The sequence below is a fragment of the Brevundimonas sp. FG128 genome (assembly GCF_057809775.1).
Genome location: NZ_JBMDKP010000001.1, coordinates 234,306 through 250,231, shown reverse-complemented (window position 1 = coordinate 250,231; position 15,926 = coordinate 234,306). Strand labels below are relative to the sequence as shown.

The following is a 15,926-nucleotide window of genomic DNA, read 5'->3' as shown; positions in this document are numbered from 1 at the left end:
GTCTTACAGCGTGGCGGGCGTGGCGGTCTGGCCCCCGTTCGCATCATCCAGCCCATTGGCGATCTTGCGCTCGACCTCGGCCCGGCGCTCGGGCTCGGGCTCCAGCACCAGGACGCGGTTCCACAGCCAGACGGCCTCGCGCTGGCGGCCCACCCGCCAATAGGCGTCGCCGAGGTGGTCGTTGATCTCGGCGTTGGCGGGCTCCTTGTCGACGGCCTGTTCCAGGGTGTCGACGGCGGTCTCGTACTGGCCCTGTTTGAACTGGGCCCAACCCAGCGAGTCCTGGATGTTGCCGTTCTCCGGCTCCAGCGCATGGGCGCGCGCGATCATCTCGGCGCCTTCCTGAACCCGCAGCCCCTTGTCCACCCAGAGGTAGCCCAGATAGTTCAGCATGTCGGCGTCGTTCGGCGCGGCCTGAAGCGCGGCCCACAGCTCGGCCTCGGCCTCCGACGTCCGGTTCAGCGCCTCATAGGTCGCCCCGCGCAGGAAATGGACCCCCGCCCCCTGATCGGCGGTGTTCAGCACCGGGCTGTCGAGCAGGGCCAGCGCCTCTTCGTGGCGTTTCAGCTGGATCAGCTGCCCCGCCAGGGCCAGGGCGATGCGCTGATCCTGCGGTTCGGCGGCGGCGGCGCGACGCATTTCGACCAGGGCGTCGTCCGACTGGCCGTCCTCTTCCAGGCCGATCGCCAGCTGGGCGCGGGCGGCGGCGTAAAGCTGAGGGTTGTCGGTTCCCACCCGCGACAGGGCGCTGCGCGCGGCGGATTTCAGGCCGGCGCGGGACAGGACCTGAGCCAGTTGATACTCCGTCTCGTCGTTGTCCTTCAGGTTCTGCGCGAGCCGCAGATAGACGGCGGCGAACTCGTTGCCGCGTTCGGCCGAGGCCTGGGCGGCGGCGGTGGTCAGGCTTTGCGCCGCGCCTTCGCGGAAGTCGGGCAGGACCGGCGGACGACCGCCGTCGCGGATGCGCTGAAGCGCGCGGGCGATGCCGGGATCGACCGGCTGGATGGTCATCGCCGCCTCATACAGGGCCACGGCGTCGTCGCGGCGACCACGACGTTCCAGGAACTCGCCATAGGGCCGTTTGAACAGAGCCCCGGCGTTCGGGGTGTCGGCCAGCGTCTTCAGCTCGGTCTCGGCGGCCGCGTAGTCGCGGTGCTTCTCCAGCAGGGCGGCGCGGTTCACCCGCGCGAAGGCCAGGGTCAGGGCGTCGCCGCTGGTCGGTGCGGGCTGAAGGGCCCGGTCCCAATCGCCCGCAGCCGCCGCGATCCACGGCGAGACCAGCAGGCCGGCGCGCGCATGGGGGACGCCGATGGGGCGCTCGGCCAGCGCCGCATTGGGCGTCGCCGCGTCGCCGCGCACGAAATCCTGGACCGCCTGGACCAGCCGCCCGCCCTCGACGAAGGCGGGCGAGGCGCCCTCTCCGGACGGCGCCAAGGCCGCAGCCACATCGAGGTCGCCCGTCAGCAGGGCCGAGGTGAAGGCCTGTTCGCGCAGGCGCGGCTGTTCGGGCGTCAGCCGCTCGGCCTGGGCGAGATAGTCGGCGCCCGTCGCCCCCTCGCCCTGCATCAGGGCCAACTTGCCGGCGAGGTAGAGTCCATAGGCGCTGCGGCCCTCGGCGTTTGTCGGGATCGGCGCCCAGACTTCCGGGATGGGCGGCGTCGCCGGCGTGTCGGTGATGATGATGTGCGGGACGGGGGCGGCGTCCTGGCCGGGCAAGGGCGCGCCCGGTTCCTGGATGACGGCGGGCGGCATGGCGGCCGGGCCGTCCTGAGCCGGTGTGGTCGGCGTGGGTATTTGCTGGGCCGCAACCTGCCCGGCCATGGCCAGGGCGAGGACGGTCAGGGAGGCGGCGAACAGGCGCGAACAGGAGGCGATCATGCCTCGACCCTTCACGCTTTTGCGGCGGCGGGCAAGGGCGGAACGCGCCCCTGCCCTGTTCCGTCACATGTTCGGATAGTTGGGACCGCCGCCGCCCTCGGGCGTGGTCCAGACGATGTTCTGCGACGGATCCTTGATGTCGCAGGTTTTGCAGTGGACGCAGTTCTGGGCGTTGATGACGAAGCGCGGATCGGTCTTGGCGACCTCGTCCGCATAGACGACCTCGTACACGCCCGCCGGGCAGTACAGCCGCGCCGGTTCGCCGTATTTGGGCAGGTTGACCTGGATCGGCTTGGACGGGTCCAGCAGCTTAAGGTGGGCGGGCTGGTCCTCGGCGTGGTTGGTGTTGGAGATGAACACCGACGACAGCTTGTCGAACGACAGCTTGCCGTCCGGCTTGGGATAGCGGATTTCCTTGTGCTTGCCCGCCAGCTCGGTCGAGGCGGCGTCGGTCTTGTCGTGCTGCAAAGTCGGGATCGGCGACCAGCCGCCCAGCAGGGTGCGGCACCACATGTCGAACATGCCGAACGACCCGCCCAGGGTCGTGCCGAACTTGGACAGCAGGGGCTTGGCGTTCTTGACGACCGACAGTTCCTTATAGACCCAGCTCTTTTCGAAGGCGGTCTGATATTCGACCAGTTCGTCGCCCGCGCGCCCGGCCTGAACGGCGTCATAGGCGGCGTCGGCGGCCAGCATGCCGGTCTTCATCGCGTTGTGGCTGCCCTTGATGCGGGGCACGTTCACGAAGCCGGCCGAACAGCCGATCAGGACGCCGCCGGGGAAGGATAGCTTCGGAATCGACTGCAACCCGCCCTCGGTGATCGCCCGGGCGCCGTAGGAGACGCGCGTGCCGCCCTCCAGATGCGGGGCGATGGACGGGTGATGCTTGAACCGCTGGAACTCGTCGAACGGCGACAGGAACGGGTTCTTGTAGTTCAGGTGAACAACATAGCCGATGGCCACATAGCGATCGCCGAAATGATACAGGAAGCTGCCGCCGCCGGTATGTTCGTCCAGCGGCCAGCCGGTCGTGTGCTGGGCCAGGCCGGGCTGATGCTGTTCGGCGGGCACCTGCCACATTTCCTTCAGGCCGATGCCGTATTTCTGCGGCGACTTGCCGTCCTGGAGCTTGTGTTTGGCGATGATGGTCTTGGCCAGGGAGCCGCGCACGCCCTCGGCGATGAAGACATATTTGCCGTGCAGTTCGATGCCCGGCTGGAAGTCGTCGGTGGGCTTGCCCTCGCGGTCGATGCCGAAGACGCCGGCGACGACGCCCTTGACCCGGCCCGTCTCTTCTTCCCAGACCACATGGCTGGCGGCCATGCCGGGATAGACCTCGACGCCCAGGGCTTCCGCCTGTTCACCCAGCCAGCGCGACACATTGCCCAGCGAGGCGATGTAGCAGCCGTGGTTGTGCATGAAGGGCGGCAGCAGCGGCATGGGCAGCGGCAGTTCGCCCTGCGGACCCAGCAGCAGGAACTTGTCCTTGGTGACCGGCGTCTCCAGCGGCGCGCCGCGTTCCTTCCAGTCGGGGAACAGCTCGTTCAGCGCCTTGGGATCGATCACGGCGCCGGACAGGATGTGCCCGCCGATCTCGGCCGATTTCTCCAGCACGGCGACGGTGATCTCCTTGCCGTCCTTTTCCGCGCGCTGCTTCAGGCGGATGGCCGCCGACAGGCCGGCGGGGCCGCCGCCGACGATCACGACATCATATTCCATGACCTCGCGTTCGACGCCTTCAAGCGCCTCCAGCGGCGCCAGATTGTCGATGATGGCTTCCTGACGGGCGTTTTCCGCGCCGCCTTCGATGGCGTCTTCGGCCATGGTTTCCCCTGAATCCCGGTTATCTGTGTGGTTATGCCGCTTATCGGAAGGTGACGCGAGGGCGGTCAAGGCTTATCGGTAGCCCGAGACATGAACGCGCAACCCCATGACATCGCTGCAGTCGAAAGCCTGCTCGCCTTCTGGCGGGATGCGGGTGTGGACGCCTGCTATGCCGATGCGCCCGTCGATCACACCCATGTAGCGCCGCCGCCGGCCGTCAAAGCGGTGCAGAAGGCGACGGCCTCGGTCGTCATGCCCCTGGCCGGCGTCAACGCCGAAGACGCCGTCGCCGAAGCCCGGCGACTGGCGGCGAGCGCGGCGACCCTTCAGGACCTCGCCGCCGCCATCGCGGCGTTCGAGGGCTGCCCCCTGCGCGGCCTGGGCGCGACCCAATCTGTGTTCGCACGCGGCAACCCGAACGCCCCCGTCATGATCATCGGGGAAGGCCCGGGCGGCGAGGAGGACCGGGCCGGCCAGCCCTTCGTCGGCAAGGCGGGCCAGTTGCTGGACCGGATGCTGGCGGCGGCGGGCCTGACCGACAAGGTCTTCATCACCAACACCGTCTTCTGGCGCCCGCCGGGCAATCGCACGCCCAGTCCGCAGGAGCAGGCCGTCTGCGCCCCCTTCGTGGAGCGCGCCTTTGCTCTGCTGAAACCCAGGGCCGTCCTGTTGCTGGGCGCCGCTTCGGCCAAGTCGGTGCTTCAGGCCGAGGACAGCATCATGAAGCTGCGCGGAAACTGGCGCGAATGGCGTCTGAACGAAGGCGCCGTGTCCGCCCCCGTCATGCCCACGCTGCATCCCGCCTTCCTGCTGCGGCAACCCCAGGCCAAGCGTCAAGTGTGGAGCGACCTGCTTTCGCTGGCCGTTCGCCTTGAAACGGACTCGGTTGAAGAACAAGGCTAACAGTTGCATGCTCGCATGCTGACGACCGATCGCCATACACGCTCCGCTGAAGTCCGGGGCGTCGCCAACGAGGGGGCCGCCGCTTATGTATCTGTTCCGCCGCGCGCTTCTTGCGCCGACGATCGCACTCGCCCTTAGCGCCATCTCGGGCGCGGCGATTGCAGAGACGCCTTATGGTGAAACGAGCGAATCGAACGCTGGTTCCACCCGCCCCACAGCCCTCAGCTCCGCCGACCGGCTGTCCTACACCACCGCCTTCGACGCCCTGAGACGCGGCGACATCGACGCCGCCCGCACCGCCGCGCGTCAGGCGCATGATCGGGTTCTGCTGGGCCAGGTCGAGTTCGAGACCCTGTTCCACCCCGACCACGTCGCTACCTATGAAGAGCTGACGGCCTGGCTGGAGACCTATGGCGACCTGCCGTGCGCGGACCGCGTCTATACGCTGGCCCTGCGTCGTCGCCCCGACGGCGCGCCCGAGCCGGTGCGGCCCGGCGGCGTGATCGGCCGCACCTGGAACAGTCTGGTGACCGCGGTCTCAGGCGGCGGCGGGATCGACGATCCGATGAAGGCGGCGCGCGTCGCCTACAACAACGACGACATGACCGGCGCCTCGGCCATGGGCCGCCAGATCGGCGACTGGTGGACCGTCGGCCTGGCGGAATGGCGGCTGGGCCAGTTCCACGAATCCTTCGCCGCCTTCGAACGCGTGGCCAACGATCCGACCGAAGACCCCTGGGTCCGCGCCGCCGCCGCCTACTGGACCGCCCGCGCCGCCGCCCAGTCGGGCCGTCAGGATCGCGTCACCGACTACCTGCATCTGTCGGCCCAGTGGCCCGCCACCTTCTATGGCCAGATCGCCCTGCGTCAGTTGGGCGAAGAGCCGACGATCGAGAACCTGGGGCCGCGTCCCTATGAGGCCGAGCCGCGCCTGCGCCGCGCCGCCTATGTGCCCCCCAGCGCCGCCGTCGAGCCGACCGCGCTGGAAGCCTTCGTCCAGACCGACGCCCGGGCCAAGCGCACCGTCGCCTTCTACGAGGTCGGACGCCGCGACGACGCCGAGACCGAGCTGCGGTCGGGCCTGCGCACCGCCGTCGGCGATGCGGCCAAGATGTGGACGGCCCTGGCGCGCGCCATCATGCCGGCCGGCGGCGCGGAGGCGACCCGCATCGACGCGACCCGCTATCCGATGCCGGACCTTGCGCCCGAGGGCGGCTTCGTCATCGAGAAGGCGCTGGTCTACGCCCTGGCGCGCAAGGAAACCGACTTCAATCCGAACGCCCGCTCCAGCGTCGGCGCCTATGGACTGATGCAGGTCATGCCGACGACGGCTGCCGAGATGACCGGGGACCGCACCTTCGTCTCCGACCCGTCCAAGCTGCTGATCCCGGCGGTGAACATGCGTCTGGGCCAGACCTACATCAACCGGATGCTGGCCCTGCCGGCCTTCCAGGGCGACCTGCTGCGGGCCGTGGCCTCCTACAACGCCGGGCCGGGCCCGATGCTGGCGGCGGTGCGCAAGCTGGGGCCGGACGCCGATCCCCTGCTGCTGATCGAGACGATCGACGTGCCCCAGGCCCGCGACTACGTCGAAAAGGTCGTGGCCAGCTACTGGATCTACCAGCGCCTGTTCGGCGGCCCGCTGAAGACGCTGGACGCCCTGGCCTCGGGCGCCAAGGCCGTGCCGATCGCACTGGACTATGTCGCGCCGCCGCCCCAGGCCGAGCCGGTGCTGATCGCCGAGACGACCACCGTCGCCGGCGCGCAGTAAGCGCTAGAAGATCACGAACAACAGGCTGGCCCAGAAGGCCGCGCTGATGACGATGGCCAGGCCATAGCCCGTTATCGGATTGATCAGGGGGCGACGGTCCGTCGGGCGGCCTGAGACAGGCTTGGCCGGGATCGTAGGAATGGCCGGTCCCGTCATCTGCCCTCTCCGCGGAACGTGCGTTCCCTGATTTCGGCATAACGGCGTCGGCTTAACGCAGCGTCAGCCGGGATGGTTGTCGCCCGTTAACCCAGGGCTTCGATCTCCCACTGACGGAAGTCGGGATGCACCAGAAGGGCGGCCAGATAGGTGGCCGCCACGCCGTCGTCGCCATGATCGGCCAGGTCGATCTGGAAATGCCGCACCCGCGCCGCGACCGGGGTGAAGAAGGCGTCCGCGATGGACCGCTCCCCGAACAGCCACGGACCCGCCGCGCCGAAACGGCCGCGCATCTGATGGAACAGCGAAACCAGACGCGCCAGGTCGCGATCCAGCGCCGGGTCTGACGGCGTCTCGGCCCGCGCCTCGCCGACCATCGGATGATCCGGCCCCGTGCCGCAGAAGGTCCGCAAGGCGGTAAAGCCCGAATGCATCTCGGCCGTCGCCGATCGGGCGACGGCGCGCGCCGCGCGATCGGCGGGCCACAGCCCAGCCTCGGGATAGGTCTCGGCCGCCCATTCGGCGATGGCGAGCGTGTCCCAGATCACCTCGCCATCGACCCGCAGCGCCGGCACGAAGCCGGACGGCGACAGGGCCTCCAGCGCCGCCTTGTGCTCGGCCGTGTCGTAACGGGCGTCGATGACCGTGAAGTCCGCGCCGGTCGCCTTCATCACCAGCCAGCCGCGCAGCGACCAGGTCGAATAGGCGCGAGGTCCGATGATCAGTTCCATGGCCGGTCTCCTGTCGACCCGCCTTCGGGTCTGAAAAGCGCGTCCAATCAGGGACAGGAGCGGTCAAAGTCAATCGGCGACGCCCCGCAAACCTTGACTCCGAGCCCCTTGAGACCGACACGACCCGCCCATGATCACCCGCTATTCCCGCCCCGTCGCCGCCGCCCTCTGGTCGCAAGAGACCAAGTACAAGATCTGGTTCGAGATTGAGGCCCACGCCGCCACCAAGATGGCCGAGCTGGGCGTCATCCCCCAGGAGGCGGCCGACGCCATCTGGGCCAAGGGCAAGGACGCGACCTTCGACGCCGACCGCATCGACGAGATCGAGCGCACCACCAAACACGACGTCATCGCCTTCCTGACCCATGTGTCGGAGATCGTGGGCGAGGAAGCCCGCTTCCTGCACCAGGGCATGACTTCGTCGGACGTGCTGGACACCTGTTTCGCGGTCCAGCTGGCCCGCTCCTCGGACCTGCTGATCGACGGCGTCGACCGCGTCCTGGCCGCGCTGGAGACCCGCGCCAAGGAGCATAAATACACCCCGACCGTGGGCCGCAGCCACGGCATCCACGCCGAGCCCGTGACCTTCGGCCTGAAGCTCGCCGGCTATCACGCCGAGTTCCAGCGCGCCAAACGCCGCCTGATCACCGCCAAGGAAGAGATCGCCACCTGCGCCATCTCGGGCGCGGTCGGCACCTTCGCCAATGTCGATCCGGCGGTCGAACAATATGTCGCCGACCAGATGGGCCTTCAGGTCGAGCCGGTCTCGACCCAGGTCATTCCGCGCGACCGCCACGCCGCCTTCTTCGCCGCCCTGGGCGTCGTCGCCAGCTCCGTCGAACGCCTCGCCGTCGAAATCCGCCACCTGCAACGCACCGAGGTGCTGGAAGCGGAAGAGTTCTTCGACAAGGGCCAGAAGGGCTCGTCGGCCATGCCGCACAAGCGCAACCCGATCCTGACCGAGAACCTGACCGGCCTGGCCCGCCTGGTCCGTTCGGCCGTGACGCCGGCGATGGAGAACGTCGCCCTGTGGCACGAGCGCGACATCAGCCACTCCTCGGTCGAGCGCGGCATCGGCCCCGACGCCACCATCCACCTGGACTTCGCCCTGCAACGACTGGCCAATGTGGTCGAGCGGCTGAACGTCTATCCCGAGAACATGCAGAAGAACATCGACCGCCTGGGCGGCCTGGTTCACTCGCAACGGGTCATGCTGGCCCTGACCCAGGCGGGCATCTCGCGCGAAGACGCCTATGCCGCGGTTCAGGAGAACGCCATGAAGGTCTGGCGCGGCGAAGGGGTCTTCATCGACTTCCTGAAGGCCGACGACCGCGTCACCCTGCCCGCCGATCAGCTCGAAGCCCTGTTCGACCTCGACTATCACACCAAGAATGTGGACGTGGTGTTCAAGCGGGTGTTCGGAGACGCGTGAACGACAGCCGCCGCATCGGCTTCGCCCCTGTCGTCGATGCGGACACGCGCCTGCTGATCCTCGGCAGCCTGCCGGGCGACGCGTCGCTGAAGGCCGCGCAATATTACGCCCATCCGCGCAACGGCTTCTGGCCCCTGATCGGCGGGGTGCTGGGCGAAGGCCTGGCGGCCCTCTCCTACGACCAACGGCTCGAACGACTGAAGGCGCGCGGCGTCGGCCTGTGGGACGTGATCGCGTCCGCCGATCGGTCGGGCAGTCTGGACGCGGCGATCCGGTCGCCCGAGGCGGCCGATCTGCGGGGTCTGGTCGCAAGCCTGCCCGAGCTGCGCGCGGTCGCCTTCAACGGCGGGCTGGCGGCCCGGCTGGGGCGGCGCATTCTGGCCGATCTCGATGGGCTCGCGCTGGTCGATCTGCCGTCATCCAGCCCCGCACATGCAATATCCTTGTCGGCAAAGGCGGACAGCTGGGCCATACTGGGGAAGTTTCTCCCGGATAAGCCTGCCGCCTGATGATCCTGACCCTTTCCTGCCCCGACCGCCACGGCATCGTCGCGGCCGTTTCCGCCTTCCTGCTGGAGCGGGACGCCAACATCAGTGACGCCCAGCAGTTCGGCGACGCCTCCAGCGCGACCTTCTTCATGCGGGTGGTGTTCGAGCCGACGGACGGCGACGCAGAGACCGCCATCCGCGACGCCTTCGCGCCGCTCGCCAAACGGTTCGCCATGGACTGGACGCTTCGGGGACCGGAACCGCGCAACGTGATGATTCTGGCGTCCAAGTTCGACCACTGCCTGGCGGACCTGCTCTACCGCTGGCGGATCGGCGAACTGCCGATGGAGGTGACCGCCGTCGTCTCGAACCACCCGCGCGAACTGATCGGCCATGTGGATCTGGGCGACCTGCCCTTCCACCATCTGCCGGTCAGCGGTGCGGACAAGCCGGCGCAGGAGGCCGAACTGCTGCGGCTGATCGAGACGACCGGAACGGAACTGGTCGTACTGGCGCGCTACATGCAGGTTCTGTCCGACGACCTCAGCCGCCGGCTGGAGGGACGCTGCATCAACATCCACCACTCCTTCCTGCCGGGCTTCAAGGGCGCCCGCCCCTATCACCAGGCCCATTCGCGCGGCGTGAAGGTGATCGGCGCCACCGCCCACTACGTCACCGCAGACCTCGACGAAGGCCCTATCATCGAACAGGACGTCGAACGGATCAGCCACCGCGACACGCCCGAAGATCTGATCCGCAAGGGGAGAGATATCGAGCGCCGCGTGCTGGCGCGCGCCGTTCGCCGCCATCTAGAGGACCGCGTTTTGTTGCACGGCACAAAGACGGTCGTGTTCGAAGACTGAATGGTGAAGCTGCGATGTCTTGTCGCGCGGCATGCATCCATTGTGCGGTTTCGCGCGTAACGTTCCCGTTACCGCCAAGAGAGCGGGCTTAAAGGGACGAAATCCAATGACCAATCTTCGCAATCTCATGCTTGTCGCCGTATCCGGCGGCGCGCTCATGGCGCTGGGCGCCTGCGGCAACAACGAGCCGGCCGCCACGACGCCGGCGGAATCGACCGCCATGGCCCCGGCCGACGGCGCCGCGATGGCTCCCACCGCCGATCCGATGGTAGGCGGCGCGGCCATGAGCCCGAACGAGACCATCGTCGCCAACGCCTCCAAGGCGTCCAACCTCTCCACCCTGGTCTCCGCCGTCCAGGCCGCCGGTCTGGTCGAGACGCTGCAGGGTCCCGGCCCGTTCACCGTCTTCGCGCCCGACAACGCCGCCTTCGACAAGATTCCCGAAGCGACGCGCACCAGCCTGATGCAGCCGGCGATGAAGGCCGACCTGACCAAAATCCTGACCTATCACGTGGTCTCCGGCCGTCTGACCGCCGCCGACATCGCCGCCCAGGCCCAGGCCAACGGCGGGACCGCCACGCTGAAGACCGTCCAGGGCGAAGAGCTGAAGGTTTCGGCCGGCCCGAACAACACCTGGGTCATCACCGACGCCAAGGGCGGAACCTCCACCATCACCCAGGCGGACGTGGGTCAGTCCAACGGCGTCGTCCACGTCGTGGACACGGTTCTGATGCCTTAAAAAATAATCGGTCTCACCCATTTCGGGCTGAAACCAAATCTCGGCGCTTGTGTTATTGAGGGGCGCGAGACGCAAACAGCCGGCCGGGTGAGACTTTCCCCCAACGTCCCCGGCCACAAGAAAGGGCCGCACTTTCCCCCGGGTGCGGCCCTTTCGACGTCTGGCGATCAGGCCCGAAGGCCGATGTCTCTGATGATTATTCGCTGCGCGGTTCGCCGGCGCGGATCTGTTCGCGGGCGATGGAGGCCAGTTCGTCGATCTTGGAGCGGATCTCGCCTTCCGACACCGACAGGCCCGAGGCCTTGAAGTCCCCGGCGACCTTGCGGAACACGTCCTCGTCGCCCGGTTGCTCCATGTCGGCGCGCACGATGGCGGCGGCGTATTGATCCGCGCTCTCGGCAGACAGGCCCATCTTCTCGGCCGCCCACAGACCCAGCATCCTGTTGCGCCGGGCGATGGCCTTGAATTCCTGCTCCTGATCGAGGGCGTATTTGGCCTCGAAGGCCTTTTCCCGATCGTCGAAGGTCGTCATTTCGCTCAGCATAGCTCCGTACGCCCCGCTAACCTCGGGGCAAGCGCCGTCTATAGCCCGCCCATCCATGAACGCAACCAGACTTGAGTCTGGCGGGCGATGTCTCCCCAGCCTTTCCGGCCGACTTGATCCTTATTTGTATCGGGGGCCGCCTTCGGCTAAGGAGACGCCGAACGAGATTGACTGCCCGAACGATTCCGAAACGCGCCGCCAGGACCGGGTCTTCCCCATCCAAAAATGGCCGCGCGATTTTTGTTTCTGGAGGGCGCCCGTAAGCCGGGACCGGACCATGAACAGCAAGCGCAAGAAGATCTACGAAGGCAAGGCCAAAATCCTGTACGAAGGACCCGAGCCCGGCACCCTGATCCAGTATTTCAAGGACGACGCCACCGCGTTCAACGCGCAGAAGAAGGCGGTCCTCGAAGGCAAGGGCGTGGTCAACAACCAGATCAGCGAATTCATCATGTCGCGCCTGAACGGCATCGGCGTGACCAACCACTTCATCAAACGCCTGAACCTGCGCGAGCAGTTGATCCGCGAAGTCGAGATCATTCCGCTGGAAGTCGTCTGCCGCAACATCGTCGCCGGCTCCATGAGCCAGCGCCTGGGCATCGAGGAAGGCACGCCCCTGCCCCGCTCGATCATCGAATTCTACTACAAGAAGGATGAGCTCAACGACCCGATGGTCACCGAAGAGCACATCACCGCCTTCAACTGGGCCTCGACCCAGGAGCTGGACGACATGCTGGCCATGACCGTGCGCGTGAACGACTATCTGTCGGGCATGTTCAGCGCGGTCGGCATCACCCTGGTCGATTTCAAGATCGAGTTCGGCCGCGTCTGGGAGAACGACTTCAGCCGCGTGCTGCTGGCCGACGAGATCAGCCCCGACAGCTGCCGCCTGTGGGACACCACCACCGGCGAGAAGCTGGACAAGGACCGCTTCCGCCGCGATCTGGGCAATGTCATCGAAAGCTATACCGAAGTCGCGCGTCGCCTGGGCATCATGAAGGGCATGCCGACGGTGATCCAGGGAGGGCTGCATTAATGGCTAAGGTCAAGGTTCACGTCTTCCTCAAGCCCGGCGTCCTGGACGTTCAGGGCAAGGCCGTCGAAGGCGCCCTGCAGGGCCTGGGCTGGACGGGCGTCTCGAACGCCCGCGTCGGCAAGCTGATCGAGTTCGACCTCGCCGGCGCCGAAGACCCCCAGGCCGAAGCCAAGGAGATGTGCGAGCAACTGCTCGCCAATACGGTGATCGAAGGCTACCGCATCGAGGCGGCGTGAAGCCGCCGCCTCATCGGCACAGATAGTCCCGCGTCAGCGGCGCGGCGTCCGGTCGCTTCGTCAACTGGAGCTGGAACACCATCTGGCCCAGTTCGCGGAAGGCGACCTCGCTGACCGCGAGGTAGAACTCCCACATCCGGCAGAACCGCTCATCGTACATGGCCACGGCCTCGTCGCGGCGGGCTAGGAACCGCGTGCGCCACGCCCGCAGCGTCTCGGCGTAGTGCAGCCGCAGCACCTCCATGTCCGTGACCCACAGGCCGGCGCGCTCGATGGCGGGCAGCACTTCGGACAGGGCCGGGATGTAGCCGCCGGGAAAGATGTATTTGCGGACCCACGGCTGGGTGCGGCTGGGCGGCCCCTTGCGGCCGATGGAATGGACCACCGCCACCCCGTCGTCGCTCAGCAGCCGCGCCACCGTATCGAAATATTCCTGATAGTTCGGCGCGCCCACGTGTTCGAACATGCCCACGGAAATGATCCGATCGAACGGCTCGTTCAGGTCGCGGTAGTCCTGCAGCCGGAACTCGGCCCGATCGGCCAGCCCCCGTTCGCCCGCCCGCGCATTGGCGGTGCGGTGCTGTTCGGTCGACAGGGTCACGCCGGTGACGCGGGCCCCCGCCTCGGCCAGCGACAGGCCCAGGCCGCCCCAGCCGCAGCCGATGTCCAGCGCCCGCTGACCCGGCGACAGCACCAGCTTGTCGATCAGCCGCCGCTTCTTGGCGATCTGCGCCTGCTCCAGCGTCGCTTCCGGCGTCTCGAAATAGGCGCAGGAATATTGCAAGTCCGCGTCCAGGAAGAGGCGATAGAAGTCCACCGTCAGGTCGTAGTGGTGATGCACATTGGCGCGCGCATGGGCGCGGTCGTTGGCCTGTTCGATCGCCCGGCGCAGACGCCAGCCCGGCCCCAGCCGCCGCGGCGCGCGGGCCAGTTGCGAGGCGGCCAGCGCCACGAAATCGTAGATAGATCCGCCCTCGATCCGAAGCGCGCCCGCCATATAGGCCTCGCCCAGCTTCAGCTCCGGGTTCGCCCCGATCGCCAGGGCCGTCCGCGCATCGTCGATGACCACGGTCAGTTCCGGCTCGCCAGGCCCCGCCTTCAGCGTGCGGCCGCCAGGAAGCCTCACGGCGATCGCCCGTGTGCGGAATATCCTGTCGATGAGGGATTGAAGCATGCGCCCATCCTCGTCTTGACCCTATCGACAACACAGCTAGTGACAGAATGTCGCAGTGCAACGTCTCGTCATCCGACGCCGTTTAACTGACGATCACGAAACGGAGAGACGCATGACCTTCACCCTCACCTCGCGCGATGTTCAGGACGGAGGCGTCCTGTCCGATGCCCAGGTGCATGCCAAGGGCGACACCTCGCCCCATCTGGCGTGGTCGGGCGCGCCGGAGGGCACGAAGAGCTACGCCGTCACCTGTTACGACCCCGACGCCCCGACCGGTTCGGGCTTCTGGCACTGGACCGTGGCCAACATCCCCGCCGATGTCGCCGAACTGGCCACCGGCGCGGGATCGCCCGACGGCGACCTGCCCCATGGCGCGGTGCAGGGGCGCACGGACTACGGCAAGGCCGGCTTCGGCGGCGCCGCCCCGCCCCCCGGCCACGGACCGCACCGCTATATCTTCACCGTTTTCGCCGTGGATACGGAGCGGCTGGACGTCACGGCCGACGATTCCGGCGCCGTGTTCGGCTTCAACCTGCACTTCCACACCCTGGCCAAGGCCTCGATCACGGCCACCTACGAAAACAAAGCGTGATCGCGATCGGGCGGCGTCGCCCTTGTCGCGTCATGAACGCTGATTAGTTTGCAGCGCAACATGACAGACGCCGCCCTCGACACCGCCCTTCCCGTCCGCTCGCGCGGGGCGGTCGCCCTCGTGCTGATCGCCCTGGCCATGGGCGGCTTCGCCATCGGCGTGACCGAGTTCGCGGCCATGAGCATCCTGCCCGACTTCGCCGCTGGCCTGGGCGTTGATGCGCCGACCGCCGGCCATGTCATCAGCGCCTATGCCGCCGGCGTCGTCGTCGGGGCGCCGATCCTGGCGGTGCTGGGGGCGCGGTTGCCGCGCTGGCTGCTGCTGATCGGCTTCATGGCCCTGTTCGCCATCGGCAACGTGCTCAGCGCGCTGGCGCCCACCTATGGCTGGATGCTGGTGTTCCGCTTCCTTAGCGGCCTGCCGCACGGGGCCTATTTCGGGGTGGCGGCCCTGGTCGCGGCCTCCATCGTGCCGCTGCATTTCCGCACACGGGCGGTCTCGACCATCCTGATGGGACTGACGGTCGGGACGGTGCTGGGCGTGCCCGTCGTCAACATCATCAGCCATGCCTATGGCTGGCGCTGGACCTTCGCCATCGTGGGCGTGCTGGCCGTGATCACCATGGCCCTGGTCGCCCTGTTCGCCCCACGCGATCCGGCCCATCCCGACGCCAGCCCCTGGCGCGAGCTGGGCGCGCTGAAACGGAGCCAGGTCTGGCTGACGCTGGGCGTCGGCGCTGTCGGCTTCGGCGGCATGTTCGCGGTCTATGCCTATCTGGCCTCGACGCTGCAGGCGGTGACGGGCGTGGGAGCAGAGGTCCTGCCCTGGGTCTTCGCCGTGTTCGGGGTCGGCATGTTCCTGGGCAATATCCTGGGCGCCTGGGCGGCCGACCATGTGGGGTTCAAGGCGGCCGGCGGCCTGTTGCTGTGGAGCGCGGCGGCCCTGGCGCTCTATCCCCTGGCGGCGTCAAACCTGTGGGCGGTGATGGGCGTCGTCTTCCTGATCGGCGGCGGCGGCGGCCTGGGCTCGGTGTTGCAGACCCGGCTGATGGATGTCGCCGGCGACGCCCAGACCCTGGCGGCGGCGCTGAACCACTCGGCCTTCAACACCGCCAACGCCATCGGCCCCCTGCTGGGCGGCATGGCCATCGCGGCCGGCTACGGCTGGACTTCGACCGCCTGGGTCGGCGTGGGCCTGTCGCTGGGCGGATTCGCCATCTTCCTGGTGGCCTGGCTGACAGGCCGGGCGCGCGTGACGGCCTCAACCTGAGCGTTTCACTCCGCCAGCCATTCTGTTAAAGTGAGACATGGCCGAAGTGACCAATGACCTGATCTACGAAGTGCTCAAGTCCATGCAGACACGCTTGGACCGTATCGACGGCAATATGGCCGACGTGAAGGGCGAGCTTCAGGCCATGCGTCTGCACCTCAACGGTCTGAACCAGGACGTCTCCAACCTGTATCAGATCGTCGATCGTCAGGACGCCCGCCTCGGCCGGATCGAGACGCGGCTGGGACTTCTCGAACCCGCCCACTGACATTTCCCGAAAACGGTGCTAG

Annotated in this window: 17 protein-coding genes; 11 read left to right on the top strand and 6 right to left on the bottom strand. The window is 67.5% G+C overall.

From position 1 onward, the window contains the following. Nucleotides 1-3: 3 nt before the first annotated feature. Together ACODSC_RS01300 and ACODSC_RS01295 are read right to left on the bottom strand one after the other, a co-directional pair. Nucleotides 4-1,878, bottom strand: a complete 1,875-nt coding sequence (locus tag ACODSC_RS01300; protein WP_488811077.1) for a tetratricopeptide repeat protein — start codon at nucleotides 1,876-1,878, stop codon at nucleotides 4-6. Nucleotides 1,879-1,941: 63 nt separating this feature from the next. Continuing rightward, nucleotides 1,942-3,597, bottom strand: coding sequence for an electron transfer flavoprotein-ubiquinone oxidoreductase (locus ACODSC_RS01295; protein WP_488812124.1), 1,656 nt, complete (start codon nucleotides 3,595-3,597; stop codon nucleotides 1,942-1,944). 195 nt (nucleotides 3,598-3,792) lie between these two features. On the opposite strand from ACODSC_RS01295, the gene ACODSC_RS01290 reads away from it, so the two are divergent. Then, on the top strand, nucleotides 3,793-4,605 hold the full coding sequence (locus ACODSC_RS01290) for a uracil-DNA glycosylase (protein ID WP_488811075.1): 813 nt from the start codon (nucleotides 3,793-3,795) through the stop codon (nucleotides 4,603-4,605). Between the two features lie 85 nt (nucleotides 4,606-4,690). Beyond that, a complete protein-coding gene (locus ACODSC_RS01285) occupies nucleotides 4,691-6,376 on the top strand; it encodes a lytic transglycosylase domain-containing protein (RefSeq protein WP_488811073.1) in 1,686 nt (561 codons plus the stop codon). A gap of 3 nt (nucleotides 6,377-6,379) precedes the next feature. Here the strand turns inward: ACODSC_RS01285 and ACODSC_RS01280 are convergent, their stop codons facing one another. Then, a complete protein-coding gene (locus ACODSC_RS01280) occupies nucleotides 6,380-6,532 on the bottom strand; it encodes a hypothetical protein (RefSeq protein WP_488811071.1) in 153 nt (50 codons plus the stop codon). Nucleotides 6,533-6,618: 86 nt separating this feature from the next. After that, nucleotides 6,619-7,263: a glutathione S-transferase N-terminal domain-containing protein gene (locus ACODSC_RS01275; protein ID WP_488811069.1), complete on the bottom strand. Its 645-nt coding sequence runs from the start codon at nucleotides 7,261-7,263 to the stop codon at nucleotides 6,619-6,621. 130 nt (nucleotides 7,264-7,393) lie between these two features. Between ACODSC_RS01275 and purB the strand changes: the two genes are divergently transcribed. The 4 genes from purB to ACODSC_RS01255 all read left to right on the top strand — a co-directional run bounded on the left by purB (nucleotide 7,394) and on the right by ACODSC_RS01255 (nucleotide 10,785). Then, the gene (gene purB / locus ACODSC_RS01270; RefSeq protein ID WP_488811067.1) at nucleotides 7,394-8,695 is read left to right on the top strand and encodes an adenylosuccinate lyase; all 1,302 of its coding nucleotides are present in this window, start codon (nucleotides 7,394-7,396) and stop codon (nucleotides 8,693-8,695) included. Beyond that, nucleotides 8,692-9,204, top strand: coding sequence for a DNA-deoxyinosine glycosylase (locus tag ACODSC_RS01265; RefSeq protein ID WP_488811066.1), 513 nt, complete (start codon nucleotides 8,692-8,694; stop codon nucleotides 9,202-9,204). Before purB ends, ACODSC_RS01265 begins: the two co-directional genes overlap by 4 nt. Next, the gene (gene purU / locus ACODSC_RS01260) at nucleotides 9,204-10,046 is read left to right on the top strand and encodes a formyltetrahydrofolate deformylase (protein ID WP_488811064.1); all 843 of its coding nucleotides are present in this window, start codon (nucleotides 9,204-9,206) and stop codon (nucleotides 10,044-10,046) included. Before ACODSC_RS01265 ends, purU begins: the two co-directional genes overlap by 1 nt. 106 nt (nucleotides 10,047-10,152) lie before the next feature. After that, nucleotides 10,153-10,785 carry a fasciclin domain-containing protein gene (locus ACODSC_RS01255; protein ID WP_488811062.1) on the top strand — a complete coding sequence of 211 codons (633 nt, stop codon included), beginning with the start codon at nucleotides 10,153-10,155 and terminating at the stop codon, nucleotides 10,783-10,785. A 196-nt stretch (nucleotides 10,786-10,981) separates the two neighbouring features. Here the strand turns inward: ACODSC_RS01255 and ACODSC_RS01250 are convergent, their stop codons facing one another. Beyond that, the gene (locus ACODSC_RS01250; protein ID WP_488811060.1) at nucleotides 10,982-11,317 is read right to left on the bottom strand and encodes a DUF1476 domain-containing protein; all 336 of its coding nucleotides are present in this window, start codon (nucleotides 11,315-11,317) and stop codon (nucleotides 10,982-10,984) included. Between the two features lie 289 nt (nucleotides 11,318-11,606). Here ACODSC_RS01250 and purC point away from each other — a divergent pair, with 289 nt between their 5' ends. Together purC and purS are read left to right on the top strand one after the other, a co-directional pair. Further along, a complete protein-coding gene (gene purC, locus ACODSC_RS01245) occupies nucleotides 11,607-12,365 on the top strand; it encodes a phosphoribosylaminoimidazolesuccinocarboxamide synthase (protein ID WP_135194926.1) in 759 nt (252 codons plus the stop codon). Beyond that, complete coding sequence (gene purS / locus ACODSC_RS01240) at nucleotides 12,365-12,601, top strand: phosphoribosylformylglycinamidine synthase subunit PurS (protein WP_488811057.1); 237 nt, start codon at nucleotides 12,365-12,367, stop codon at nucleotides 12,599-12,601. The genes purC and purS overlap by 1 nt, the downstream gene beginning before the upstream one ends. Nucleotides 12,602-12,611: 10 nt before the next feature. On the opposite strand, the gene ACODSC_RS01235 is transcribed toward purS, so the two are convergent. Next, the gene (locus ACODSC_RS01235; protein WP_488811055.1) at nucleotides 12,612-13,775 is read right to left on the bottom strand and encodes a class I SAM-dependent methyltransferase; all 1,164 of its coding nucleotides are present in this window, start codon (nucleotides 13,773-13,775) and stop codon (nucleotides 12,612-12,614) included. Nucleotides 13,776-13,887: 112 nt separating this feature from the next. Here ACODSC_RS01235 and ACODSC_RS01230 point away from each other — a divergent pair, with 112 nt between their 5' ends. Genes ACODSC_RS01230 through ACODSC_RS01220 form a run of 3 tightly spaced genes read left to right on the top strand, consistent with a single transcriptional unit; the run spans nucleotide 13,888 to nucleotide 15,904 of the window. Continuing rightward, nucleotides 13,888-14,367, top strand: coding sequence for a YbhB/YbcL family Raf kinase inhibitor-like protein (locus tag ACODSC_RS01230; protein WP_488811053.1), 480 nt, complete (start codon nucleotides 13,888-13,890; stop codon nucleotides 14,365-14,367). A 60-nt stretch (nucleotides 14,368-14,427) separates the two neighbouring features. Beyond that, nucleotides 14,428-15,636 carry an MFS transporter gene (locus tag ACODSC_RS01225; protein WP_488811051.1) on the top strand — a complete coding sequence of 403 codons (1,209 nt, stop codon included), beginning with the start codon at nucleotides 14,428-14,430 and terminating at the stop codon, nucleotides 15,634-15,636. Between the two features lie 37 nt (nucleotides 15,637-15,673). Continuing rightward, nucleotides 15,674-15,904, top strand: a complete 231-nt coding sequence (locus tag ACODSC_RS01220; RefSeq protein WP_488811049.1) for a hypothetical protein — start codon at nucleotides 15,674-15,676, stop codon at nucleotides 15,902-15,904. The last annotated feature ends 22 nt before the right edge of the window (nucleotides 15,905-15,926 follow it).

Excerpts from the sequence above, each read along its gene's own strand:
- ACODSC_RS01290 (WP_488811075.1), top strand. The coding sequence starts at position 3,793 with ATGAACGCGCAACCCCATGACATCGCTGCAGTCGAAAGCCTGCTCGCC.
- purS (WP_488811057.1), top strand. The coding sequence starts at position 12,365 with ATGGCTAAGGTCAAGGTTCACGTCTTCCTCAAGCCCGGCGTCCTGGAC.
- ACODSC_RS01225 (WP_488811051.1), top strand. The coding sequence starts at position 14,428 with ATGACAGACGCCGCCCTCGACACCGCCCTTCCCGTCCGCTCGCGCGGG.
- ACODSC_RS01255 (WP_488811062.1), top strand. The coding sequence starts at position 10,153 with ATGACCAATCTTCGCAATCTCATGCTTGTCGCCGTATCCGGCGGCGCG.
- ACODSC_RS01300 (WP_488811077.1), bottom strand. The coding sequence starts at position 1,878 with ATGATCGCCTCCTGTTCGCGCCTGTTCGCCGCCTCCCTGACCGTCCTC.
- ACODSC_RS01295 (WP_488812124.1), bottom strand. The coding sequence starts at position 3,597 with ATGGAATATGATGTCGTGATCGTCGGCGGCGGCCCCGCCGGCCTGTCG.
- ACODSC_RS01275 (WP_488811069.1), bottom strand. The coding sequence starts at position 7,263 with ATGGAACTGATCATCGGACCTCGCGCCTATTCGACCTGGTCGCTGCGC.
- purB (WP_488811067.1), top strand. The coding sequence starts at position 7,394 with ATGATCACCCGCTATTCCCGCCCCGTCGCCGCCGCCCTCTGGTCGCAA.
- ACODSC_RS01220 (WP_488811049.1), top strand. The coding sequence starts at position 15,674 with ATGGCCGAAGTGACCAATGACCTGATCTACGAAGTGCTCAAGTCCATG.
- ACODSC_RS01250 (WP_488811060.1), bottom strand. The coding sequence starts at position 11,317 with ATGACGACCTTCGACGATCGGGAAAAGGCCTTCGAGGCCAAATACGCC.
- ACODSC_RS01235 (WP_488811055.1), bottom strand. The coding sequence starts at position 13,775 with ATGCTTCAATCCCTCATCGACAGGATATTCCGCACACGGGCGATCGCC.
- ACODSC_RS01280 (WP_488811071.1), bottom strand. The coding sequence starts at position 6,532 with ATGACGGGACCGGCCATTCCTACGATCCCGGCCAAGCCTGTCTCAGGC.
- purC (WP_135194926.1), top strand. The coding sequence starts at position 11,607 with ATGAACAGCAAGCGCAAGAAGATCTACGAAGGCAAGGCCAAAATCCTG.
- ACODSC_RS01285 (WP_488811073.1), top strand. The coding sequence starts at position 4,691 with ATGTATCTGTTCCGCCGCGCGCTTCTTGCGCCGACGATCGCACTCGCC.
- ACODSC_RS01230 (WP_488811053.1), top strand. The coding sequence starts at position 13,888 with ATGACCTTCACCCTCACCTCGCGCGATGTTCAGGACGGAGGCGTCCTG.
- purU (WP_488811064.1), top strand. The coding sequence starts at position 9,204 with ATGATCCTGACCCTTTCCTGCCCCGACCGCCACGGCATCGTCGCGGCC.